This window comes from uncultured Paracoccus sp. (assembly GCF_937873615.1).
GTDB lineage: Bacteria > Pseudomonadota > Alphaproteobacteria > Rhodobacterales > Rhodobacteraceae > Paracoccus.
In genome coordinates this window covers 1-23,794 of sequence record NZ_CALMYP010000069.1, presented here as the reverse complement: position 1 = coordinate 23,794, position 23,794 = coordinate 1, and the positions used below count along the sequence as shown (strand labels likewise).

Here is a 23,794-nt window from a genome sequence, read left to right as displayed (position 1 = left end):
GCGAAATATCACGATTACGACAGCGAAATCAGCGACTTACTTGGAGAATGTGGGTTCAATGTGCCCGCCCCTCGTCAAATTCTTCAGGTGTACGTGTAGCCGCTCAAGGGCTGCCTTGTCGTGATGGCAATAGGAGATAAATGCTCGCATCTGCACAACTCAATCTGATCAAACTTGGTTAGAACTATGCCCCTGCTAGGTCTGGGGCATAACACAGCAAGACAACAATGACTGCGCCGCAGCCCCGGTGCTCAGACCTATTCCTTCACCGGTCGAAATCAGCGCTTCTTATTCGACTGGGACAGGACCGAACCGGCAAGCGCCTTCGTCTTTTCAGAGTAGCGATCGCTCCGAAGCACTTTTGAAGCGAGGTCTTCCATTTCGGCGCCCGTTTGCCGCTTCGTATTGGACTGGGACAACGCCGAACCGGCGAGCCTCCGGGCGATGTGCGATGAGCCTGGCTTGAACAGGGTGTCTGCCGCCAGCGATGCCACTTTGGTTGAAGTGTTTTTTCGATTGGTCGCCATGTGTATCTCCATGTGGTATGTACGTTGAGTTCAGATTCTATATGTGGTGTTTGGGCGGATTCTCCGCAAGCTCCACGAGGACAAATTCAGAACTACACCCTCACCTCGAATAGATCTGGGGTAGTTCCATCTCGCCGCCTGCTTAATCCTTCGCCGAGGTGCAGGCAGGGGTGTTTTATTCGTGTCAGACCTTCACCTCCCTCGAAATGGACCCACCCACCTTTCGGCATGCCAACGCTTACAATCAACGCGCCGCATATTGGACAAGCTCGTTTGAGGGAGGTACCATTGCTGCTCGTGCGTTCACTCTGAAGTACCCAGCCACCACGGACAGAGATGGTCTGCCCCGCCCTTAGTCGGCGGGCGTGAGCCTTCCGGAAATGCCATCGATCTGTCATCACAGCCCCCTTCTTTCCTCGACACGGCTGCCGCTAGGTGTGGAACGCACGTAGAAACCTTGCGGAATGGCCTCCTGCACAAGCCCAACATGCGAGATCAGACCCACGGCCCGGTTGCCCTTTGTTAGCGCCGATAGAACTTGAAGCACTTGGTCGAGCGTGCCCGCTCCGTTCTCGGAGTCTAGGCTGCCAAAGCCTTCGTCGATGAAGATCGTGTCCATCCGTATTTTGCCTGAGAGGCTCTCGACCACGTCGGCAAGCCCAAGCGCCAAGGCAAGCGCCGAGATGAAGGTCTCACCCCCGGAAAGGGTCGCAGTCGGGCGCGCCTTGCCGGTGTTGACGTCGAAGACCTCGATCTCCAGCCCGCGCTTGCCGCGTCCAAGCGATGCCTCGACGCCGCGCTCCAGCCGGTAGCGTCCGCGCGTCATCGGATCGAGCCGCAAGTTTGCCGCATCGAGCACCTGATCGAACATGGCAGCAATGGCGAAGGTTTCGAGCGTCATGTTAAGATCATTCTTGCCATTGGCGAGATCGGCCAGCCCTCGGAGCGGCCCAGTTTCGGCCTCCAGCTCGTCTGTTCTGGCGAGCGCCTCAGCCAGCGATGCCTTGAACTTCACCAAACTCTCGATGGCGGCATTCGCTTCTGCCAGCGCCGCGTTAGCAGAATTCAGGGAATGCATGGCGTCCGACTGCGCCTCCTTTATCGGGGCAAGGTCCGGCCGCTGTCGATCCGCGCAGGCGTCCCTGGCGTTCTGCAATGTCGTGCGCGCGGCGATCAGTCCCTCATGGTGTCCGCTCACCGTCTCGCGATCTGTTTTGAGCGTCAGAAAATGTGCCTTGCAGGCATCATATAGAGCTTCATCCAATCCGGCTTCACCCAGCCTGGCGAGGAAGGCCTGGCGTGCCGCTTTCTCGCGCCGCTCCTGTGTTTCCAGCGACTGCCTCGCCGCTTCCTGCTTCTCCTGCGCCCTGGTGAGGGCCTCGCTTGCGGAGCGATCCAACTCGGTGGCTCGCTCAAGCGCCTCGGAGAGTTGTTTTTGTTCGCCCAGCAAAGACACGCGCCGCTCTGCGACTGCCTTAGGCGTGCGCAGCTCTTCCGGCAGGGCATTGACCACCGCATCACGTGTGGCCCGCGCCGCCGCCAGGTCGGCTTCAGCCTTGCTTGCAGAGATCCGCGCCGCGGCCTCGGCCACCTCAGTTTCCTTCAGCTCGCGCTTGAGATCTGCCAGCCGCTTCGCCATCGCATCAAGATCGATCGCCTCGCCAAGCGCGACAAGCTTACCATCCAGCCGCACCTTTTCGGCCTCGAGTTCCGTCGGCCCGCGCCCGGGTTGTTCCTGTTCGTCAAGCACCCGCTTCTTTTCTTCCAGCCTCGTCCAGCAATTGCCCAGTTCACTTTCGGCCCGAACCCGCGCCTCGGACGCTTTTTTCGCCTCGGCCTGAGCATTACGGAACGTCTCGGTCAGACCGGATTGTTCGGGCATGCCGTGAGCCGGGACGGGATGATCGAGCGCGCCGCAAACTGGACAGGGCACGCCCTCGGTCAACTTTTCCGCTAGGATGATCGCCTGCGTGCGCGAAAGCCGTGCCTCGGCTTCGGTCAGGGCCGTCTCTGCGGCTTCTTCCGCTGCGGTCTTCGTCGCCAAGTCCTTCTCCGCGGCTTCGACCTCTCCTTCTGCCTTCGCGACCTCCCCCTGTGCCTTGGCATGCGACCTAGCTTTGGACAGCTCTTGGGTAACCTCGGCCAGTTCGCCCGTCAGCGTGCCGCGCACCACCTGGGCTTTGCGCGCAGCGTCGAGCTCCAGATCGGTCGAATCGCGCCGGGAGCGAAGCGTTTTGCACGCACCTTCGGCCTCGGCTAACCGTTTTTTCGACGCGACATCGCTCCTCGCAGCGTCGTCAAACTCAGCCTGCAAATGTGCAGCCAGCCCGACCTGCGTCTCCGTCGCCTCCAACCGCGTCAGATCGGCCTGAACCTTCTGAAGCCGCACCACGCCGGCCTTGGCCGTGCTCAGTGTCCGCGCCGCGTCCTGCTGCGCTTTGGTCATCCTGTCGAGATCCGCTGCCGCCTCAGTTACGGCTTTCGCCGCATCGCGGCTGTCGCGCGCAGCGTCGTGCCAAGCCGACTCGAGATCCCGCGCCTGAGAGGCATTCGTGACAGCCTCGACCCGCCTCGTCAAAGCCTCAATCTCACCCGTTTTCGCTTCGAGATCGCCAAGCGCCTGCCGCGCCTTATCGACGGCCGCAAAGGCTTTTTCGACCTGCTCGGCCTCGCTCAGAACTTTGCGCGCGGTTTCGTTCACTGCTTCCGCGGCCCGCTGACGACCTCGCTTCGCGTCGACTTCAGATTCGGCAGCGGCAATCCCCAGTTCCAGCGCCTCGACGCTTTCAAAGCCACGTTCCTCGAGCCGGGCTAGGTAGAGCGAACGCTGCTCGCGCAACGCCCGTTCTGCCTCCGAGGCTTCTTCCTTCAACCGGGCGGCGAGATCGCGATAGATCGCCACGTCGAAGAGATCGCGTAATATCTTGACCCGATCATCCGTCTTTGCGGCGAGGAACGTCTCGAACTTGCCTTGCGGCAAAAGCACGATCTGTCGAAACTGATCTGCGCCGTAGCCCAGCAGCACCTCAATCTGCTGGCCCACCACAGAGACTTTCTTCTCGGCGATAACCCTGCCCGACTGCCCCGGCCCGAGCGCATCGATCGGGATTCCGGTGGCGTCAAAAAGCGTGGCCTCGGCTGCGTCTTCGGTCATCCCCTCGCCGCGCGCTTTTGGACGGGTCTGCGCCGGTCTGCGGCGGATCAGATAGGTCTTGGCGCCCAGTTCGAAGACAAACTCTACTTCGGTGGGCAGATCCGCCGCAGCGTGGTCCGACCGGAGCGAACGAGGCTCCTGGTCGGCTCTAGTCGGCGTTCCGAATAGCGCAAAGGACATCGCCGAAAAAAGTGTCGACTTCCCTGCCCCAGTCTGCCCGTAGATCCCGAACAAGCCAGTCTCAAGCGCTGATCGAAAATCTACAACTTCGGTCGCTGCGAAGGGGCCGAATGCCTGAAGCGAAAGGCGAATAGGTCTCATATCCGGTCCTCCGCAGCTTGAGCGGCATGCAACTTGTCGGCGACGATCACGACTTCTACGTCATCCGGCTCCCGGCCGCGCACCATCTTAAGGAAGTCACTGATCATTTCGATGGGCGTTACTGCAGCACGCCGAGCTTCGAGCGCCGTACTTTCTGCCGCTCGCGCCTGTCGGAAATAGGCCAGATGGCATGCGTTGGGATAGGTCGAACGCAATCGCTTCATCGGATCGATCAGAGGGCTCTCATCCGTCAGGATGGCCTGGACGAAATCCTCCGAGGGCGTACCCTCAAGAAGGTCCGCGAATGCCCCGGTGAGCGAGCGCACCTGCCGGAGTGGACGGAACGGCACGGTGCGGATTTCGACACCCTCTGCATTTAGATCGACGATTGTCATGGACTTTTCTTCACCCGCCTCGTCGAAACCGAAGGCGAGGGGTGCGCCGGAATAGCGGATATGAGGCGCGCCTACTTCCTGCGGCTTGTGCAGATGCCCCAATGACACATAGTCCGCCCCATCGAAGACTTCGGCCGGAACGGTTTCGATGCCGCCGACCCGGGTCAGCGCGCGCTCGGTCTCCCCGACTGCTCCCCCTGCAACGAAGGCATGGGCCACCACAATCCACCGCGCCCCTTTGGGCACATGCGCTTTCGCTGCGGCGATCTGCCTCGCGATGACGTCTGAAGGTGTGCTGATGCTTTCGTCACCGAACACCTCGCGCGCGGCGTATTCATAGGAGAAAGCCAAGGCGGAAAATGCGACTTCTCCATGCTCATCTCGCAGCACCAGTGGAACTTCCACCGCGTCCGCAATCCCGCGTACCAGCACCCGCGACGCGGCCGAAAAGACCGACATCGCCTCGATCCGGTCGCCGGAATCATGGTTGCCTGAGATCATCACGACAGCAGCTTCGGTCTCGTCTGCCACGCGCTTGAGAAAACGGTTGAATTGCCGGATCGCCGAATTAGGGGGCGAGGCCCGATCGAATACATCGCCCGCGATCACAAGGACTTCCACATGCTCGGCCACCAGAGTTTTAACGATCTGGCCCAAGACGACCTCGTGATCCTCTTCAAGACTGAGCCCCATGAACTGCCGGCCCAGATGAAGATCTGCGGTGTGAAGGATTCGCATACGGCATATCCATTTACTATACGTATAGTTAATGTATGGACTTAACGCGATGAGTCAAGTAGTCTTCATCGTATGAGCCTTGCAGACCTCAAACACGCACAGCGCGAACGGATCCTGTTTTTGGATCAATGCCTTACATGGAGAGGTCAGGCGAACCGGCGGGACTTGATTCAGCGCTTCGGCGTCTCGACAGCACAGGCGGCTGTCGACTTTCGAACCTATCTATCGCTGACGCCGACACCGCCAGCCTATGATGCTACAGAGAAGACCTATTTCGCGAGCGGCCGCCACAGGGCACTGTCTGATGTAGGCCCCGAACAGGTCTTCGACCTGCTCGGCGACGCGACAGCATCTCTTGGCGCGAGCATCCCGCTGCCCAATCGCGTGATGGATCCCGCCGTCATTGCGCAGCTCTACCGCGCGATGAGAGGCGAGCAAGATATACAAGTCACCTACACTTCGATGAACAGCGGCCTCTCCGAGCCGCAGTGGATCAGCCCGGTGCGGTTTCATTTCGACGGAGAGGCCATTCATCTTCGGGCTTGGAGCCATAAGCATACGGCCTATCGCGACTATCTCCCGATCCGCATGCTGAAACAAAACGACCCCGTAACGAGGGATAGATCTTCTCCCCTGCCTTTTGACACAGACTGGCACAGTTTCGTGCGCTTGTGGATACGTCCGCGTTCAGACCTCTCGGACGCGCAGGCGCGGGTTGTGCGACTGGAATATGGCTTTCAGGAGAGATCACACATTACGGTCGAAACTCGAAAGGCACTGGTGTTCTATGTCATCAGGCGATGGCACCTCAATGAAGAAAAAGCACGGCTCGAGTTGGAAAAGATTGAAGAATTGGACGCGTGAAACAGCCTCGCGAGACAGAGGTGGTATTTAGGCTTACTGCATCGACCTTAATTGTGAGTAGCAGTTCACGGTTGAAATCTCAAAGAGAGTGATCTGCAAAGTTGGGCACCTCCTGGCCATCTGCCGGGACCGGGCCCTGGTCCTACGGACTGGAGCCAGCCGTCGCTGTCTCCCCCATTTGGGCGACTGTCGCTGGCGCGGAAGAGGGAGAGGCGGGCCGGGAAGGGGTTAGTCCCGGCGGTTGAGAGAGCGCTGACCGGGACTGACCCCGGTCCAGGCTCTCGAGGATTCCCCCATGAACGATCTGTCCCCGGCGACACTGGCGCAAGCGCCGGTCGCCACCACCATTCTGTCCGCCGCCCGGTTGCTGCTGGACCCGCTCGAACGCGGGCAGCGCATTGATGCGAATGCGCTGCGCGGCATCATGGAGACCGCCTTCGACGGCTCCGATGCTGCCGGCCTTTGGGACTGGAAGGCGGGCTATGAGGCTTGCGAAGTCGCCACGGTCCTCTTCCTTCAGAAATTCGGCCCGACTATCTTCCGCAAATCCGACACGCCTGCGGCGCGCCTGGCCGTGCTGTCGAAGATCACGGGCCTCCTGCCCAGCCAGACCCGCCGGTCGGAGGAAAGCCAGGCGCTGCAACAATTCTCCACCCCGGTGACCCTCGGGCTGGCGGCTCTGACCGCCGCAGCCATCACCCCGCAGGACATCGTTCTGGAACCTTCAGCGGGCACGGGCCTCCTTGCGGTGCTTTCCGAGGTCGCGGGCTGTCGGCTGATCCTCAACGAACTCTCTGCCACCCGCGCCGACCTCCTCACCTCCCTCTTTCCGGGCGTTCCTGTCACCCGCTTCGATGCCGCACAGATCCATGACCATTTGGATGCCGCCGCTATCCCCTCCGTCGTCCTGATGAACCCGCCCTTCTCGGCGATGGCGAGTGTCACGGGGCGCGTCCAAGACGCAGCCTTCCGCCACATCGCCTCGGCCTTGGCGCGTCTTGCTCCCGGTGGCCGGCTGGTGACGATCACCGGCGCAAACTTCGGCCCCGACCAACCTGCCTGGCGCGAGGCTTTTGCCCGCTTGCAGGAGGTCGGGACCGTTGTGTTCTCAGCCGCGATTGATGGCTCGGTCTATGCCCGCCATGGCACGACGTTTCCGACGCGGCTTACGGTGATCGACAAGATGCCTGCGGCCGATCCCGCTCGCTTGCCGGCTTCTCCGGGCATGGCACCGGATGTCGCAACGCTTCTCGGCTGGGTTGAGGCGCAGGTTCCACCGCGCCTGACCGCAGATATGCCAAAACCTCCCACATCGCCGCTGCCTGCGGCGGCGCGTTCGGTTCGGGGCTATCTCGCTCGCGGCTCTTCGGCCGCAGCTGCCCGGGTGTCGCCCAAGACGGTGGATGCCGTCGATCTTTTCTTCGACGCCATCGACGCAGAGCCGCCCGAGACCGCGCGCCTTTCGGACGCGATCTATGAGGAATACCGGCTCCAGTCGATCAGCATCCCAGGCGCCGTGCCGCATCCGGCCAAACTGGTGCAATCTGCGGCCATGGCCTCGGTCGCGCCGCCGCGCCCGTCCTATCGTCCAAAGCTCCCGTCTGACATCGCAACGCGTCTTTCCGACGCGCAGCTTGAGACGGTGATCTTTGCCGGGGAGGCGCATGCCGACCACCTGGCCGGTGCTTGGACCGTGGATGCAACCTTCGACACAGTCAGCGCTGCGGCCGACGGTGCCGCTGGCGCGGTCCGTTTCCGGCGCGGCTTCATGCTGGGCGATGGCACCGGGGCAGGGAAGGGCCGTCAGTCGGCTGGCATCATTCTCGACAACTGGCTGCGAGGGCGCCGCAAGGCGGTCTGGATCTCGAAATCCGACAAGCTGATCGAGGACGCGCAGCGCGATTGGTCGGCCCTTGGACAGGAACGCCTTCTCGTGACGCCGCTATCGCGCTTTGCCCAAGGCAAGCCGATCACGCTCACCGAAGGCATCCTTTTCACCACCTATGCGACACTCCGCTCGGACGAACGCGGTGAGAAGGTCTCGCGCGTCCGCCAAATCGTCGATTGGCTGGGGTCTGATTTCGACGGGGTCATCATCTTCGATGAAAGCCACGCCATGCAAAATGCCGGCGGTGGCAAAGGCGAACGCGGCGATGTCGAGGCGTCGAAGCAGGGCAGGGCGGGCCTGCGCTTGCAGCACGCGCTGCCTGACGCACGCGTCGTCTATGTCTCTGCGACCGGGGCCACGACGGTCCACAATCTCGCCTATGCGCAACGGCTTGGCCTCTGGGGTGGCGAGGATTTCCCCTTCGCCACCCGGGCCGAGTTCGTCGAGGCCATCGAAGCCGGGGGCGTTGCGGCAATGGAGGTCTTGGCCCGCGATCTGCGTGCCCTCGGCCTTTATGCAGCGCGGTCGCTTTCCTATGACGGCGTCGAATATGAGTTGGTCGAGCATCAGCTGACCGACGAGCAACGTCGCATCTATGATGCCTATGCCGGGGCCTTCGCGGTCATCCACAACAATCTCGATGCCGCGATGGAGGCCGCCAATATCACGGGCACGGCCAGTTTCTCAGGCTCCTCCGGCACGCTGAACCGGCAGGCCAAATCCGCTGCGCGTTCGGCCTTTGAATCCACCAAGCAGCGCTTCTTCGGCCACCTGCTGACCAGTATGAAAACCCCGACCCTGATCCGGTCGATCACAGCTGATCTGGAAGCAGGGCATGCCGCTGTTGTTCAGATCGTCTCGACGGGCGAGGCGCTGATGGAACGGCGGCTCGCCGAGATCCCGACCGACGAATGGAATGATCTGACGGTTGATGTCACGCCCAGGGAATATGTTGGCAGTTACCTCCAGCATTCCTTCCCGGTTCAGCTCTACGAGCCCTTCACCGATGGGGAAGGCAACCTCTCATCCCGGCCGGTCTTTCGCGATGGCCAACCGGTGGAATGCCGCGAGGCTCTCCGCCTGCGCGACCAAATGCTGGAGCACCTTGGCTCTCTGCCACCCGTGCCGGGGGCCCTCGATCAGGTGGTGCAGCATTTTGGGACGGAGATGGTGGCGGAGGTCACAGGCCGGTCTCGGCGCATCATCCGCAAAGGCGACGGCTCTGCCGCGCGCCTTGCCGTCGAGAACCGCGCGCCCTCGGCTAATCTCGCTGAGACCGCAGCCTTCATGGACGATCAGAAGCGGATCCTGATCTTTTCCGACGCGGGCGGCACCGGGCGCAGCTATCACGCGGAGCTTTCCGCGAAGAACCAACGGCTGCGGGTGCATTACCTGCTTGAGCCCGGCTGGAAAGCGGATGCTGCCATCCAGGGCCTCGGCCGCACCAATCGGACCAACCAGGCGCAGCCGCCGCTGTTCCGACCGATCTCTACCGATGTGAAGGCGGAGAAGCGGTTTCTGAGCACGATTGCCCGTCGGCTCGACACGCTTGGCGCCATCACCCGCGGCCAGCGGCAAACGGGAGGGCAGGGGCTGTTCCGGCCCGAGGATAACCTGGAATCCCCCTATGCCCGCGACGCCCTGCGCCAGCTTTACCTCCTGATCGTGCGGGGCAAGATCGACGGTTGCTCACTGCTGCGTTTCGAAGCGGCGACCGGGCTGAAGCTGATGGATGCGAATGGCATCAAGGACGACCTGCCGCCGATCACCACCTTCCTGAACCGGCTCTTGGCCCTGACCATCGAGCTGCAGGGCATCGTCTTCTCGGCCTTCGAGCAGCTTTTGGAGGCACGGATTGACGGGGCGATGGCGTCGGGCACCTATGACATTGGGCTGGAAACCCTGCGGGCCGAGAGCTTCATCGTCACCGACCGTCAGGTGATCTATACTCACCCGACCACCGGAGCGGAGACCCGGCTTCTCTCCATCACGGAACGCCGCCGCAACCGGCCAAGGCTGCTGGACGAAGCCCTGGGCGAACTTGACGATCCCCGCGCGAAGCTCCTCATCAACGAGAAGTCCGGCCGGGTTGCGGTGCAGATCCCCACGACCAGCATCATGCTCGATGACGGCGATATCGAGCGGCGCGTGCGGCTGATCCGTCCCTCGGAGGCGCAGAATATCGCGGTCCGGCTGATGGGTGGCACGCATTGGGTTGAGACGGATCGCGCGAGTTTCGCCGCCGGGTGGAATGCCGAGGTCGCCGAAGTGCCTGACTTCACCGAAAGTACGCTGCATGTCGTCTCAGGCCTTCTCCTCCCGGTCTGGAAGCGCCTGCCTCAGGACGAAACCCGGGTCTACCGTCTGCAGACAGATGACGGCGAGCGGATCATTGGGCGCAGGGTCTCGCCTGCCTGGGCCGCAACGGCGACCGGGGCGGTGTTGCCGACCCTCTCGCCGAATGAGGCTTATGCCGCGCTTATCAGGGGCAAGACCATCCTTGATCTGGCCGAGGGCCTGCAGCTGCGCCGTTCACGCGTCATGGGGGTGAACCGGATCGAGTTGACGGGCTTCACCGAAGGCATGCGTGACCGGCTCAGGGCCTACGGCCTCTTCAGCGAGATCATCTCGTGGAAGCTGCGCTTCTTTGTACCCATTTCGGCCTCCGGCCCCGAAATTCTTGCCAAGCTTTTGCAGGTCTGGCCAATCTCGCGCATTTCTGAGCGTGAGGTTGCCTGATGTCCCGTATTGATGCCGCTGATTTGGCGCAACGTCTTGGCGAACAAGCCGAAGATGTCTGCCGCCACTATCTCTCGAACGGGCGCAGGCAGGGCAATTACTGGCTGGTCGGCGACGTGCGCAACGCCGCTGGCCGCTCAATGTTCGTCCGCCTCAAGGGACCAGCCGCGGGGAAGGGCGCGGCTGGTAAATGGCAGGATCCGGCCGAGGGGAGCCACGGTGATCTTCTCGACGTGATCCGCGAAAGCCTTGGGCTCAGCGACTTCCCCGACGTCCTCGAGGAGGCCCGACGGTTTCTGAGCCTGCCGAGGCTGGACCCCGCGCCGAAGACCACGCCACCGAAACAACCAGCTGCACTAACTGGATCGTCTGAAGCGGCGCGACGGCTCCTCAGCATGACCACTCCGCTCAAAGGCTCACTGGCTGCCACCTATTTGCGGGGCCGCGGCATCACCGATCTGCGCGACATGGGCGCCCTCAGATTCCACCCCAACTGCTACTATCGGGGGGAGGGCGAGGATCAAACCGAGACCTGGCCCGCCATGATCGCTTCCGTCACCGACCTCGAAGGCAGGGTCACGGGCGCGCACCGCACCTGGCTCGCGCGCGATGGCAGCGGCAAGGCGCCTGTCGACACGCAGCGGAAGGCGATGGGGGAACTTCTCGGCCACGCGGTTCGGTTCGGGGTCGCCAGAGAGGTCATGGCAGCGGGGGAGGGGATCGAGACCGTGCTTTCCCTCCGTCAGGCTCTGCCAAAGATGCCGATGGTTGCAGCGCTGTCGGCCGGACACCTCGCAGCCCTCCAATTTCCGGCACATCTGTGCAGGCTCTATATCGTCCGCGACAACGATCCCGCCGGGGACAGTGCAAGGGATAGCCTGATCGCCCGGGCCCGTGAGGCTGGCATCGAGGCTCTGGCGCTGTCGCCCATGGCGGGGGATTTCAACGACGATCTCACCACCCGTGGTCTGGACGCGATCAGGGCGCATATCCGGGTGCAACTCGCCCCGGAGGACGTCAGCCGCTTTCTGGGCACCGATCCTCCGATGCGGCGAAGGGGGTGATCGGGCAGGGTCCGACCTCATCATGGGCAAACAGGATGCGGTTCCCTCATCGGGACCGGGCCTCGGCCTTTGAGAGGGCGAGCGGCCCATAAACGGTCCGGTCAGGCAATGGCGGCGCCCGACTATTTTCCGCCGCCGCCAGAGGCGGCTTTGCATCGCGAGGCAAAATAGTCGGGCTTGGCCATCAAGGCCCTCGCAGAGGCTCGGGCTGCCAGACCGGACCGCCCATGGGCTTTTCGTCGCCAGAAGGCCGCGACGGACGCGGTCCAGACGAAGGAGCATCCCATGTACGCCCACGAAGAGTTCGAACCCGATCACACCTCCTCGCCGACCGATCACATGATCGAATCCCTGCAACTCTATGGCTACCGTCCCAACTCGGACGAGGCCGATCCCCGGATCACGCCCGAAGATCACGTCATCCAGACCGCCGTTGCCGATATCTTCGACGCCCTCATCGCCACCATGGCCGACACCAGCCTCGATGCCGACCTCAACGAAATCCTGTGGTCGACCGTCAACACCTTCCACCGCGCCGTCGAGCGGATCGAGACCAGGCTCGACGACAACGAGCAGGCGCAGAAACGCCTTCAGCGCGAACAGGACGGCTCCGAGGTGAAATCCGTCCAGCTCGAAACCCTGTTCGATATCGGGCAGAGCCTGATCGACCGGAGGGAAAGCCTGGAACTCTTCCGCGAAACCGCCGCTGACCTCTACCTCAGGACCACCGGCACCCATTGGTCACCGCGCTCGGGCTCGCGAACCAGCCATCGCCACCTGACCGCTGCGATGATCGACAGCCGCGACTTCATCGCCGCCAAGAAACGCGCCGAGACCGAGAGCCTGGTGCCGCCCGGACCCAAGGTTGCGTTCTCGGGCGGGGACACCACCGATCACCGGATGATCTGGGACCGTCTCGATCAGATCCACGCCAAGCACCCCGACATGGTGCTCTTGCACGGTGGATCGCCCAAGGGCGCCGAGCGCATCGCCGCCACCTGGGCCTCCAACCGCAAGGTGCCGCAGGTTGCCTTCAAGCCGGACTGGACCAGACACGCCAAGGCCGCTCCGTTCAAGCGCAACGACCAGATGCTGGACTGCATGCCGATTGGTGTCGTGGTCTTCCCGGGGACGGGGATCCAGGACAACCTCGCCGACAAAGCCCGCAAGATGGGCATCCCGGTGTACCGCATGGCGAAAGGGGGCGCGTAAGCGCCCCCTCCCCACGCCCGTTATTGCCTGGCCCTGCCTTCTTGGCATTTGACCATTTCGGCAGGGTTATTCCGGCGCCAGGAACTTGCGCAGATTGTCGGCCGTCCAGTGCCTCCCGCCATTGGTTCCAATTCCCGCCTTGTTCAGGAACACGGCCTTTTTGGGGTAGCTTTCGTCAATCACGGGGCGCAAAGCCTCGATAACGCGGGCGCGGTGCTGCGCCTTGTCGCCGATGTGCGCCTTTTCCTGCGCCCGCCATTGTCGGAAATGGCTGATAGGATCAAAGAGCGCTCCGTCGATTAACAAAGGCTCGGGCGGCAGGGCCAGCGTGCGGTCCGGCGGCAGGCCCTTGCGCAAGAAGGGATGCGGTCGCCAGCCTCGGGTCTCGGAAAATTCCACGCTGAGAAATATCGCTGCCGGGGAAACAGACGCGACTGTCTTCTCCAGTTCCGCCATGCTTTCGGGTGTGGCGCGGTCCGGTGCCAGTTCCATGAGGGCAACTTCATGGTCCAGAATGCCGTCGGCATCACGCACGAACCGCCGGATGATCTCTCGCTGATAGCGGATCGTGCGGCTTTGGGCCGCGGCCGTCGCTGGGTCCGGCGAAAGGGTGACGAACCCAGCCCAAGGTACCGGTCGCGTCCAATAGACGCCGACATAGATCGGTCGCGGCATGCGGAAAATCCCGACGTTGAAACAATGGCCGGAAGAAATCTGCCATGGGCTATCGTGATTGGCGACCGGGAGTTTTCGAAATGACCATGACGACGCAAGACAGGGCGCTTGCCAGACGGATCCACGCCTGCCTGCTGGGCGGCGCAATCGGCGATGCGCTTGGCGCCGATCTGGAGTTCTGCTCGCTGCAGATGATCCGCCCCCGCCTCTACCCAGGCATGGATCTGCCCGACCACCAGGGCATCCGCGGCGCCATCACCGACGATACCCAGATGACGTTGTTCACTGCGGAAGGGTTGATTCGCGCAGCCGTGCGCTGGCACCAGCGGGGCGTGTGCGACCCGGCGTCGGTGGTGCACCATGCCTTGCTGCGCTGGCTGGCGACGCAAACGGAAAGGCCAAAGATGGCGGTCGATGATGCCGGGCTGATCGGGGACCAGCGCCTCCATGCGCGCCGTGCGCCGGGTACGACCTGCCTGATATCCTTGCTTGCCGCGACCGGGTTCGGAGAACCGGCCAGGAACAACTCGAAAGGTTGCGGCACCATCATGCGGGTCGCCCCCGTCGCCTTTGTCGCCCCGCAGAGCATCCGGGATTTGGCAATCAGCACCTCTGCCCTGACCCATGGTCAGCGCACCGGGCAGGAGGCAGCGGCCGCCTGGGCGCTGATCCTTCGGGCGATCGCCGACGGCGCAGGGGTCGAAGCGGCTGCCCGGGACCAGATCGGTCATCATGGCGGCGAAGTGCAGGTCGCGATCCTGCGGGCATTGCAGGCGCCGCGCGACGGGAAGGCCGAAACGGTCGAAATCCTGGGCGGTGGCTGGACCGCCGAAGAGGCGCTGTCGATCGCGCTCTATGCCTGTCTGTGCGCCCGGAATTTCGAAGAGGGGCTGCGGATCGCCGTCACGCATGGCGGTGACAGCGACAGCACCGGGGCGATTGCCGGTAATGCGCTCGGCCTGCTTTTCTCCGATCAGGTTCTGGCGCATCGGTGGGCGCGTCAGGTGGAATGCGCGGATCTGGTCGAACGGCTGTCGCGGGATCTGGCACTTGCCATGAGCGGTCACATGTCCTCTCTGGAGCCTTCCTATCCGGGTTGGTGAACGAAGGTGTCGGATGACGGGAGATGATGCGGCAACAGGCTGTGCGCGACTGGTCGAACTCGGTTTCGAACCAGCGGCAACCTGGCATCTGGCGGGCGAATGGCTCGGCTATTGTTATGTCGAAGGCGTCGGGGATCGCATGGCAAGTCGGTTCGCGGTCAGCAATGCGCTCTATGCGTTCTGCGACGGAGATCATGTGCTTTACATTGGCAAGACATCACAAACCCTCCGGAAAAGATTGGCAGGCTACTGCAAGCCCGGAAGTACGCAAAACACCAACCGGAAATGCCATGCTCTGATCAAAGACGCGATCAACGCCGGCAAGGTAATCGAAGTTCTCGCCTTCGCGCCGCCTGAGGATCTGATGTTTCGAGGGTTCGCGATCAATCTCGCCGGTGGACTGGAAGACACCCTGATCGGTCATTTTGCGCCACCCTGGAACGGAGGGAGCAAGGCAGTGAAGGTTACAGAAAGCGCCGAACGGGAGGCCGGGCAACTGGCAGAGGACAGGGTGATGGATGACGCATTGGCGGAGCAGCCAGTCGAGATCGCGTGATTTACCATTCCTCTCACGCCGACTTATTTCAGCAAGGGCATCATCAACCCCGGTCAGGCTGTCAGCGTATTCTTCGGTGAGGCCGACAGCCTGCCGACGCGCATCGACCGAAGGGCGAATACGAATGGATCCGTTCGGTTGGTGGGCGGGAACCAGGCCGTCGTCCGATGGTTTCGGCGTCATTTTCAGCCGGGAGATGTGGTTACGGCCCGTATTCTTGGGCCCTATCTCATCGAGCTGATGGCAGCGCCGATCACGCCGGAGGCGGCAGGCACTGGCGGGGTGAGTTGAGAGGCGCTTCGATCCGGCTCTGATCGAAGGCCTATTCGGAAACCTTCTTCACGAACTGAGATTTCAGTCCGATTTGCCCGATCCCGGGAATTTTGCAGTCGATGTCATGGTCGCCATCGACCAAACGGATGCCCCGGACCTTCGTGCCGACCTTGACCACCGAGGACGAGCCCTTGACCTTCAGGTCCTTGATGACGGTCACGCTGTCGCCATCCTGCAGGACGTTGCCGACGCTGTCGCGGATAGCGTCTTGTCCGCCCATGGCGCCGTCACGCGACCATTCATGGCCGCATTCAGGGCAAATGAGGAGATTGTCCACCTGATAGGCGAGGACGGATGAGCATTCGGGGCAAGGCGGCAAAGTGTCGGTCATGCGTATGCCAATAGACGACGGACGGCATCAAGACCAGTATGGGTAGCAAAGCCATGGACTTCGTGGTGCCGACACCCGCGGTGCTTGGGCTGTAGTGCTGCCCGGCGATTATCCCAACGATTCCAGGTTTGTCGCGGACGTGGTCCTGGCCCTTCTCGTCATCAATGGTGATGCTTGGAGGGTGCCGTGGGTTTGGGGATTTCCAGTATCAGGCCAGTCTGTCCCGTATCATGCTTGTCGGCGGCGTTTGTCTGGTGTTCAGTCGTGCCGGATTCAAACATGCGAGGCATTGTCGCGTCGCGGGGGCTGGTTGACGTGCAGGGCTTGGCTGTCCGCAGTTCGGACGAACCCTGCCGGCGGTGGCAACCATCGCCACCTTCAAGAAGGTCGGCACCGAATACACCGGCGAAATCTTGACCGTCAGCCTGCAGGCCAAGGGCGAGCGTCTCGTCTTCGACTTGCGAGCCTCATCTTGTCCCGCCCCAACACCCGCCGCGGCGACTGATCGTGCAGCCGCAAACACCCCGGTCGAAAGACCGGGGCCGATCTTATGCTGCCGGATCCATCGGTTCGACCGTGAAAACGGTCATCGGCCTGCCGATCCACGCCGGTTGGCACTCACCGGTGTTCCACTCGTAGAGATAGCCAACCAGCTCTCCGGACCCTGGTCTGCAAAGCCGGGCGATAGCCTGGGCATGCAGACGAACCTCAGAAATCGGCCCTGTCTTGCCGCTGGTGCCGGTTGGCGTGAGGACGCACATCGATTTGCTTCACCTTTTCTTGGTCCATCGCAGACAGTTCACTACCGTTGCCGCGGATCGCAGCGTCGGGAACTCTCGCGGGAGTTGATTTGGTCATCGATTTATCACAACCTGTCACAAGGAAGGACCGGTATCCATGCCGTTACCGGATTAGGTAACAGCGCGTCTTTCCCGATTTGTAACAAGTATGTGGGAGGCGATGATGCATCTTCCCGTGCCGGTCCTGTCCGAGTTCGAAGGGCGGCTTGCAGCGATTGCACCGATGGGTTTCACGCTCGCCGTCAATGTCCGGTCGCTGACACCGGAGTTCATGCTCTCGACCTACCCGGAGCCCTGGGTCAGGATCTATGCGGATCGGCGCTACATGCTGTTCGACCCGGTGAGCATCTGGGGTCGCTTCAACACCGGCACGATCCGCTGGAGTGAGATCAATCTCGGGCCGTTCACGCAGCTTGGCAGTTTTGTCATGGATCAGGCGAAGAAGTTTGGCCTGATCTACGGCGGCGGCGCGGCGCGCAACGAGATGGGTACCGACGGCACCATGAGTTTTCTGTTCGGTGCCCGTAGCGATCGCGAGATGACGGATGCGGAACTGGCTGACATCGGCGACATCCTGAACATGATCCTGCAGCGGCTTGGCCCCTATAGCGGGATGTCGCGGGTCGAGCTGGAGACACTGCGCGACCTTGCTGCCGGGCAGACCCAGAAAGAGATTGCCATTGCACGGCAGATCAGCCCGGAGACCGTGAAGAAGCGTCTCGAGCGCGCCCGCATTGCACTCGATGCCCGTAATGCTGTCCATGCCGTCGCGATCGCGACCAAGCGCGGCCTGATCCTGAACGATCTGCCCATCAATTTCGAAAAGTAGTCAGGCGGGGGCAATGCCCCGTTTCAGCAAGGGGCGATCAACGCCTTCAGCCTGGGCATCGCCAAAGGGTTGGCGCGGCGGGGATCTGCGCTTGTGACCTGCCCGCCATCATCGCAAGCGAACTTTTCGATGAGGTTATCATTTCCGCCATCGCGAACAGTATCCCTCTGCAATCAGCACTTCGCCGAAGTCCATGCCGCCCTCCAGCGTGCAGATGCCGACCTCACGATCATAGGACCTGCGGCCTTCAAGGCGACAGGTCAGGATCTGGCCTGCGATCAGTTCCTTCGCACGGCTGGTTGCGCGTTCTCCGGCCGAGGTTCCGCTTTCGGCGCAGTCGAGATTGGCGATCCGGATGGGGATCAAGCCGACAACGATCGAATCGCCGTCACGGACCCGGGTGACCCGATCCATCAGCACGGCTCCGGGTGCGGAAGCGCTCGCGCTATCCGACGCGGCTGGCCTGCCCCTCCACGCGCCACCACTCTGGCCGGTCCATGCATTCCCGCCGTTCCTGACCCGGGGTGCCTCGGATTGCCCCGATATGCCGAGCCCGCCAGGGAACTCGGGAGGTGCGAACCCGATGTAGCCGACCACGGCCAAGCCGATGGCGAACGTCACCGCAAGGGACGATTTCCGGCGCCTGCGCCGATATCTGGGGCGGAACCTATTGGTCATGAGCCGAGGTGAACAGCAAGAGAATGGCCATTTCTGGGCGTGAGCAAGAACCTGTCTGAACGTGGATTGGTCGGTCAGAGAACGAGTGCGACAGCTTTGATCTGCCTGCCGCCTTTCAACACCGGATCTCATGTCATTGCCACTGTCGAGACGAAGCAGCGGAACCACTTTCCCGCGCGTTGCCAGAGAGCGGCAAGCTAATGCTGTCTGCCCAGTCGCTGTCGCGACCAATCGGAAGTCTTCTCCTGCGCGATCTTCCGATCAATATCGCGGGGTCGTCCGACCCGCACCATGCTCCTACTTCTATCCTTCGTCCGCTTCGCTTTCGAATGTGGCAAGGAGCGCATCGATCTCCTCCCAGATCAGGGGTTCCAGCTGTCCGCGGACGAGAGACCAGCGGCCGCAGACGCCAAGTGGATCCTGTTCTGCCTGAATGCGGTCGAAAATTGCCGCTGGAACGGCAACGCTGGTTCTCGCCGTCCATGCCCTGTCGCTTGCTCGCCGGTCCAGTGCCGGGGCCACGTAATCCGGCGTGAGTTGCCAGTGTTTCACGACGCGTCGCATCGAGGCGCGGATCACCTGTGCAGGCGCGATGCCGCAACCCAGCAGAGCCATTTCCTGGCGTGCCAAGGCGGTGACGCGAACATCGACCTGTATCGAGGTGTCGTTCGCCGGGACTGGATTGGCCGATGATCGCTGCGGCCCAGATGGCGGTGCATCACGGGGCACTTCCGTGTCGATCGCGAGTGTCGTGTACAGGGGCGGAACAGCCATGTCCGACGGTCTGGTGTCATGTTGTGACAGACTCGCCGCATAGGCCGGGTCGGCGCGGGTCACGAGAGGGATGCGCTTGCGAACCACCGCCATTACTCCGCGATGATGGCGTTGAGGATGTCCATGGCCTCTTCCAGCGCTTCCACCACCGGGCGCACGTGAGGCTTCATCAGCGGGTTCGGGTCGTTCTGCCGCTCCAGCGCGATGGCATGCAACAGCCCCTTCTCGTCCATGTCCTTGTAGGCGTTGCGACGCATCATGACGGTTTCGACGACGGGAAAGCGCTGGATCGCGCGCTGGATCAGCGCCGCGTCGGCTTTTGTCGTTTTGCTCTCCACCATGTTGAGGACCACATGGTGCCGGGGCAGCGCTGCCGGATCATCTACCCGGGTCGCAAGCTTTTCGAACCACAGCGCCGTCTGTTCGCCGACATCGAAATCCGAGGTCGACAGCATCACCGGCGTCACCAGATGATCCGCCAGTACCGCGACGCTGTCGGACCATTCAGCGCCGACACCGGCTGTGTCGATGAACACGAAATCCGTCAGGTCCTCTTCGTAAAGGCGGTCGATCTCGCGCTCGATGGCCGCGACGCTCTGGACCTCGACCAGGTGCAGCAGAGGGGACCCATAATCCCGTGCTTCGGCGCGGTGGTGCCAGGTGCTCAGCACGCCCGTGCTGTCAGCGTCGACGATGGTAACACGCCTGCCGGCAGCAACAGCGGCACTGATCAGGGCGCGGGTAAGGGTGGTCTTCCCTGACCCTCCCTTGCGCGCCATGGCGGCGATCACCCGCATGGAGCCATTCGGCATGGTTGCCCCCTCAAGTATAGTGTGTCGCAACAAATCAACATGAATGACTTACGGCCGCGACGGAGACAGGTCAAGCAAAGCGCACAGCGCAGATGCCATATGCCAACCCGCTGTCCGCAGAAGACAGGTTCCATTCTGCAGTCAGCAATGTGCAGGGCGCATCCGACAGAACGCAGATCCCATTCTCCTTCCGGCACTTTCCATGTCGCAGGGTGCAGAGCGCAAAAGACGGGGCGCATTTGGCAGGAGACGGGACGCAGAACGCAGAAGACGTGATGCAATCCGCAGAAGACGTGAAACCGCCCCGTTTGGGCGGTTTTCATAACGAGTACAAGCCCTTGTGTCCTTCTCCGCTTGTGCTGGGAGAAGGCGGGCTTGTACGATTCTGGCAAGAAATAGGAGCGTTAACTTCAAAATGGCCAAGGCCCGCAGGCTGACAGAGGAGGAGCGTCTGAGGATCGCCAGAGAGCGGTCGCAGGGGGCGTCGGCTGTCGATCTGGCGGGCCAATATGGGGTCAGCCTGAAGTCGATCTACAACGCGGTGAACCATGCGCAGGGGCGGCGCATCTCGAATGGAAGCCGGGTCCGCGTGGTTGGTCTGCGCCTGAGTGGCGCGGAGGTGCGGAACTTCGATGCGGCTTTGTCGTCTCGCGGCATCGCCCATCGGTCAGAGGCTTTGCGGCTTCTCGTTCTGGCCGCGAATGGCTTGCTCGCCCCGGACGACCACATGACCGACGCGATGCGCGACCTGACGGCTGCGCTGAACCGGGTCGGCAACAACGTCAACCAGATCGCGCGCCGCCTCAATGAGGCGCGGGTGCGAGGTGAACCGCTGCCCTGGACCGGTTCGGGCCCCGCCGAAATCCGGGCCTTGGCGGGTCTGGTGTTCGATATGGCGGACCAGATCCAGGAACTGGCTTCCGGGCGGCGCAAGGCCCTTGAACTCGAGGTCGGGAGCGCGCTCGCGCCGCTGATGACAGAGGCGCAAGATGGCACGGTCTGAGGCCTTGCGCACGGTCAATCCGGCCCTGTTCGACCGCGGCTGGAACAAGATCTCCGGCTCGGCCAACGGCATCGGCAAACGGGCGCAGATGGTGCGCGCGGCGCGTGGCCATTCACCTGCGATCTTCAAGCCGATCCGGCAGGGAGGGTGCCATACCGGGGCGCAACTGCGGGCCCAGCTTGCCTATCTGACGACGAAGTCCAGCTTCATCCTCGATTCCCGCGGCACCCATGACGGCAAGAAGATGCTCTCCCCGGGCGAGATCGAGCGCGTGGCGCGCCGCTTCGAGAACCAGTGGAACGAACGCCACAGCCCGAAACTGGGGCACACGTCGCATCTGCTGATGGCCTTCCCGATCGGCACAAGAACCTCCGAGGTGCGCGAGATCACCCGCGAGATCTGCGAACGGTTCTTCCAGGGGGAAGGCGCACAGTTCGACTATATAGCCGCAATCCACGAGGATCGCGCCCATCCCCACGCGCATATCGTTTTGAACCGCCGTAGCCGGGATGGCGAGATGTTCTTCCTCGGGAAGGACCATCACTTCAACTACGACACCTTCCGCGAGGCGATGGTGGAGGCGGCCGGACGGCATGGTCTGCGCCTTGAGGCGACGCGTCGGCTGGATCGGGGTGTGCTGACCCGCGCGGCCAGCGATGTCGAAATCCGCAAAGCTGGGGCCGAGGGCAGGCGGCCGGTCGAGCGGCCGCGCATCGGTGCCGATCTTGGCCGTGCCCTGGGCGAAGTCTCGCGCAACGCCGCAATCTATCGCGGGCTGGCAGCCGAGGCCTCGCGCTCGAACTTCCACGATGTTGCCGAAGCGCTGTCCCGTGCCGGGGCGGTGCTTTCCAGGGGCGGCGAGATTCAGGCAGATGGAGTGCTTTACATGCGTGATGACGAAACCCAATTCGAGGATCTGCTGACCGAGTTCAGCGAAAATATCCGCCAGATCGAGGCCGCTATCGAACGCGCCCCGGTGGCAGAGCGCCCGGTCATCGAACGCAAGCTGTCCGATGTGCTGCGCGAGGTCTCGCATCTTGGTCCGCTTGGCGAGAGGTCTGACAGTCTGCATGAGCCGCCGTCGCGAGAGGGCATCTATGCCGCGCCGAACATGGTCGAGGCCTACCGGGACGAACTGGATGATCCGGGGTTGCGTACGCGGGTGCTTGCGGCGGTGGAGGGGACCGGCATTGACAGCGACGCGGTGCTGGCCCGGATGCGCGAGGGCGCGGGCAATGCCGCGCTGGAACAGCAATGGCTGGCGCAGGACTTGCGGGCGATTGCCGGGAAAGAAGGGTTCGATCTGCGCGACGATATGCAACGCGACCAGGCTCTGGATCGGTTGGAGACAGTGCATGGCAGATTGGGAGACGTCCTGACCGAAGCCCGGGTCTTGCGCGCCGTTGACGAGGTCGAACGGGATCTTCCGGCCCATGGCGCCGAGGATGGTAGGCCGAACGTGTTCAGTGCGCCGGAGCGCCAGGACTTCCGCGAGCTGGTCGCCGGGTTCCGGCAGACCGATTTCAACTATCCCTATTCCGATGATCCAGCCGTTCGGCGGGCTGGGGAGAAGGAGGTCGAAGCGGCACGGCTTGCCTTCGAGAACTATGCACAGCGCTCACCCCTGCATGCCGAACTGGCGTCGATGGCCTGGGAGCGGGAAACCGATGTCCAGCAGCCGCCGGGCTTTGCCATCGCGAAGCAAGACCGGACACTTCATGCCGGCGACATGGATCTGGCACTGCGGGATCCATCGCAACATCTCGGACCGATCACCGATGACCTGCGCGCCATCGCCCGGTATCGCGCGGAAATGCCGGGTGACAACTTCGGCAAGGCCGTCCAGAGCGAGATCAACCGGCTTCGTGCCGCAGGTGCTTCCAGGGCCTACATCAGCGAGCGCAGCTTCGAGATCGAGGATGGGGTGCGACAGGACTATGCCGAGCGCCGCCACCTTGAGGCCACGGCACCCGAACTGGTTGCTGTCTTGCGTCAGGCCGAGCGTGGCGAGGTGCAACCCCTCTCCGACGCCGAGGAGCAACGCCTTGTCGAACAGGTCAATGCGAGGCTGACCCCCGCCCAAATCAGGGAATTGCGGTCGGGCAATGCGGAGGCGCTCGAGGGGATTTCCGGAAACCCGCGCCAACAACTCGAACTGGCGAAGACCTGGCTGCAGGCCAACAAGGTTGCCGCAGGTGACCCGGCCATGGAGCGGGTTCTGGATGATATCGTGCGGCAGCGTCACGGGGACGAACTGCGGCACACCCAGTCTCACGGCGAGAAGGGGATCCGCCATGGATAAGGGCAAGATGGCACTCGCCGCGGCTCTGCTGACGCTGCTTGGTCTCGCCATCGGCTATGTGCTGGCCACGGTCTACTTTGCCCTGCAGTTCGGGTACTCAACGCGCAGTCTGGACCTGACCCTGCTTGCGCGGAACTGGTGGGCCCTGCGACAGTCGGCCCCCCAGGATTTCCTCTGGGTCAACGGGATCATTGCGGGTTCCGGCCTGCTGGCGCTGCTCCTGACCGCAACCATGCTTGGCGATGCGCTGACCCGGTTTGGCACGACCCATTGGCAGACCAGGGCTGAGATGAAACGTAACGGCTTCTTCGCACCGCCGGGCGGGGGTTTCCTGCTTGGCAAGATGGGGCCGCCAAAGTCGCGAAAATCGTTCATCGTCTCGCGCACGTTTCCGCATGCACTGGTGGTGGCGCCGACCGGGCGGGGCAAGGGCGTCGGTTTCGTGATCCCCAATCTCCTGACCTATCGCGGCTCGGCCGTGGTACTCGACGTGAAGGGCGAGAACTTCCGTGAAACATCGCGCTTCCGGGCCTCAACGGGAGACAAGGTGTTCCGTTTCGCGCCGACGGACTGGGAGCGACCGACCCACCGCTACAACCCGCTCGCGCGCATCGCGGCCATGACCAACCCGGACCGCCAGCAGATGGAGCTGAAGCTCACCGCCAAGCTCTTCCTGCAGACCGACAACGAAAAGCT

The 23,794-nt window shown here is 62.6% G+C and carries 18 protein-coding genes; 10 read left to right on the top strand and 8 right to left on the bottom strand.

The window, feature by feature from the left end:
• Window positions 1-278: 278 nt before the first annotated feature.
• The 3 genes from Q0330_RS18750 to Q0330_RS18740 all read right to left on the bottom strand — a co-directional run bounded on the left by Q0330_RS18750 (window position 279) and on the right by Q0330_RS18740 (window position 5,135).
• Window positions 279-527: a hypothetical protein gene (locus tag Q0330_RS18750; RefSeq protein ID WP_299483332.1), complete on the bottom strand. Its 249-nt coding sequence runs from the start codon at window positions 525-527 to the stop codon at window positions 279-281.
• Window positions 528-924: 397 nt separating this feature from the next.
• Entirely contained in the window at window positions 925-4,002 is a 3,078-nt protein-coding gene (locus tag Q0330_RS18745; RefSeq protein ID WP_299483328.1) for an SMC family ATPase, read from the bottom strand.
• Window positions 3,999-5,135 carry an exonuclease SbcCD subunit D gene (locus tag Q0330_RS18740; RefSeq protein ID WP_299483324.1) on the bottom strand — a complete coding sequence of 379 codons (1,137 nt, stop codon included), beginning with the start codon at window positions 5,133-5,135 and terminating at the stop codon, window positions 3,999-4,001. The genes Q0330_RS18745 and Q0330_RS18740 overlap by 4 nt, the downstream gene beginning before the upstream one ends.
• 72 nt (window positions 5,136-5,207) lie before the next feature.
• Here Q0330_RS18740 and Q0330_RS18735 point away from each other — a divergent pair, with 72 nt between their 5' ends.
• The 4 genes from Q0330_RS18735 to Q0330_RS18720 all read left to right on the top strand — a co-directional run bounded on the left by Q0330_RS18735 (window position 5,208) and on the right by Q0330_RS18720 (window position 12,902).
• Window positions 5,208-5,999 carry a hypothetical protein gene (locus tag Q0330_RS18735; protein WP_299483321.1) on the top strand — a complete coding sequence of 264 codons (792 nt, stop codon included), beginning with the start codon at window positions 5,208-5,210 and terminating at the stop codon, window positions 5,997-5,999.
• Window positions 6,000-6,294: 295 nt separating this feature from the next.
• Window positions 6,295-10,626: a bifunctional class I SAM-dependent methyltransferase/DEAD/DEAH box helicase gene (locus Q0330_RS18730; protein ID WP_299483318.1), complete on the top strand. Its 4,332-nt coding sequence runs from the start codon at window positions 6,295-6,297 to the stop codon at window positions 10,624-10,626.
• On the top strand, window positions 10,626-11,690 hold the full coding sequence (locus Q0330_RS18725; protein WP_299483315.1) for a toprim domain-containing protein: 1,065 nt from the start codon (window positions 10,626-10,628) through the stop codon (window positions 11,688-11,690). The genes Q0330_RS18730 and Q0330_RS18725 overlap by 1 nt, the downstream gene beginning before the upstream one ends.
• 285 nt (window positions 11,691-11,975) lie before the next feature.
• A complete protein-coding gene (locus Q0330_RS18720; RefSeq protein ID WP_299483312.1) occupies window positions 11,976-12,902 on the top strand; it encodes a DUF2493 domain-containing protein in 927 nt (308 codons plus the stop codon).
• Window positions 12,903-12,968: 66 nt separating this feature from the next.
• Here Q0330_RS18720 and Q0330_RS18715 read toward each other — a convergent pair whose 3' ends face one another.
• Window positions 12,969-13,577, bottom strand: a complete 609-nt coding sequence (locus Q0330_RS18715; RefSeq protein WP_299483309.1) for a hypothetical protein — start codon at window positions 13,575-13,577, stop codon at window positions 12,969-12,971.
• A gap of 80 nt (window positions 13,578-13,657) precedes the next feature.
• Between Q0330_RS18715 and Q0330_RS18710 the strand changes: the two genes are divergently transcribed.
• Window positions 13,658-14,680, top strand: a complete 1,023-nt coding sequence (locus Q0330_RS18710; protein WP_299483306.1) for an ADP-ribosylglycohydrolase family protein — start codon at window positions 13,658-13,660, stop codon at window positions 14,678-14,680.
• Window positions 14,681-14,693: 13 nt separating this feature from the next.
• The gene (locus Q0330_RS18705) at window positions 14,694-15,236 is read left to right on the top strand and encodes a GIY-YIG nuclease family protein (RefSeq protein WP_299483303.1); all 543 of its coding nucleotides are present in this window, start codon (window positions 14,694-14,696) and stop codon (window positions 15,234-15,236) included.
• Between the two features lie 322 nt (window positions 15,237-15,558).
• Here the strand turns inward: Q0330_RS18705 and Q0330_RS18700 are convergent, their stop codons facing one another.
• Window positions 15,559-15,900 carry a zinc ribbon domain-containing protein YjdM gene (locus tag Q0330_RS18700; RefSeq protein ID WP_299483300.1) on the bottom strand — a complete coding sequence of 114 codons (342 nt, stop codon included), beginning with the start codon at window positions 15,898-15,900 and terminating at the stop codon, window positions 15,559-15,561.
• A 960-nt stretch (window positions 15,901-16,860) separates the two neighbouring features.
• On the opposite strand from Q0330_RS18700, the gene Q0330_RS18695 reads away from it, so the two are divergent.
• Window positions 16,861-17,529, top strand: a complete 669-nt coding sequence (locus tag Q0330_RS18695; RefSeq protein ID WP_299483260.1) for a LuxR family transcriptional regulator — start codon at window positions 16,861-16,863, stop codon at window positions 17,527-17,529.
• Between the two features lie 138 nt (window positions 17,530-17,667).
• Here the strand turns inward: Q0330_RS18695 and Q0330_RS18690 are convergent, their stop codons facing one another.
• From Q0330_RS18690 to Q0330_RS18680, 3 genes are all read right to left on the bottom strand, one after another.
• A complete protein-coding gene (locus Q0330_RS18690) occupies window positions 17,668-18,126 on the bottom strand; it encodes a hypothetical protein (RefSeq protein WP_299483257.1) in 459 nt (152 codons plus the stop codon).
• A gap of 384 nt (window positions 18,127-18,510) precedes the next feature.
• Window positions 18,511-18,981 carry a hypothetical protein gene (locus Q0330_RS18685; protein WP_299483254.1) on the bottom strand — a complete coding sequence of 157 codons (471 nt, stop codon included), beginning with the start codon at window positions 18,979-18,981 and terminating at the stop codon, window positions 18,511-18,513.
• A 92-nt stretch (window positions 18,982-19,073) separates the two neighbouring features.
• The gene (locus Q0330_RS18680) at window positions 19,074-19,778 is read right to left on the bottom strand and encodes a division plane positioning ATPase MipZ (RefSeq protein WP_299483251.1); all 705 of its coding nucleotides are present in this window, start codon (window positions 19,776-19,778) and stop codon (window positions 19,074-19,076) included.
• A 430-nt stretch (window positions 19,779-20,208) separates the two neighbouring features.
• Here Q0330_RS18680 and mobC point away from each other — a divergent pair, with 430 nt between their 5' ends.
• The 3 genes from mobC to Q0330_RS18665 form a co-directional block, all read left to right on the top strand.
• A complete protein-coding gene (gene mobC, locus Q0330_RS18675; RefSeq protein WP_299483248.1) occupies window positions 20,209-20,796 on the top strand; it encodes a plasmid mobilization relaxosome protein MobC in 588 nt (195 codons plus the stop codon).
• The gene (locus Q0330_RS18670) at window positions 20,783-23,098 is read left to right on the top strand and encodes a relaxase/mobilization nuclease domain-containing protein (protein ID WP_299483245.1); all 2,316 of its coding nucleotides are present in this window, start codon (window positions 20,783-20,785) and stop codon (window positions 23,096-23,098) included. The genes mobC and Q0330_RS18670 overlap by 14 nt, the downstream gene beginning before the upstream one ends.
• On the top strand, window positions 23,091-23,794 hold a 704-nt coding region (locus Q0330_RS18665; protein ID WP_299483243.1), incomplete at its 3' end, for a type IV secretory system conjugative DNA transfer family protein. The genes Q0330_RS18670 and Q0330_RS18665, both read left to right, overlap by 8 nt.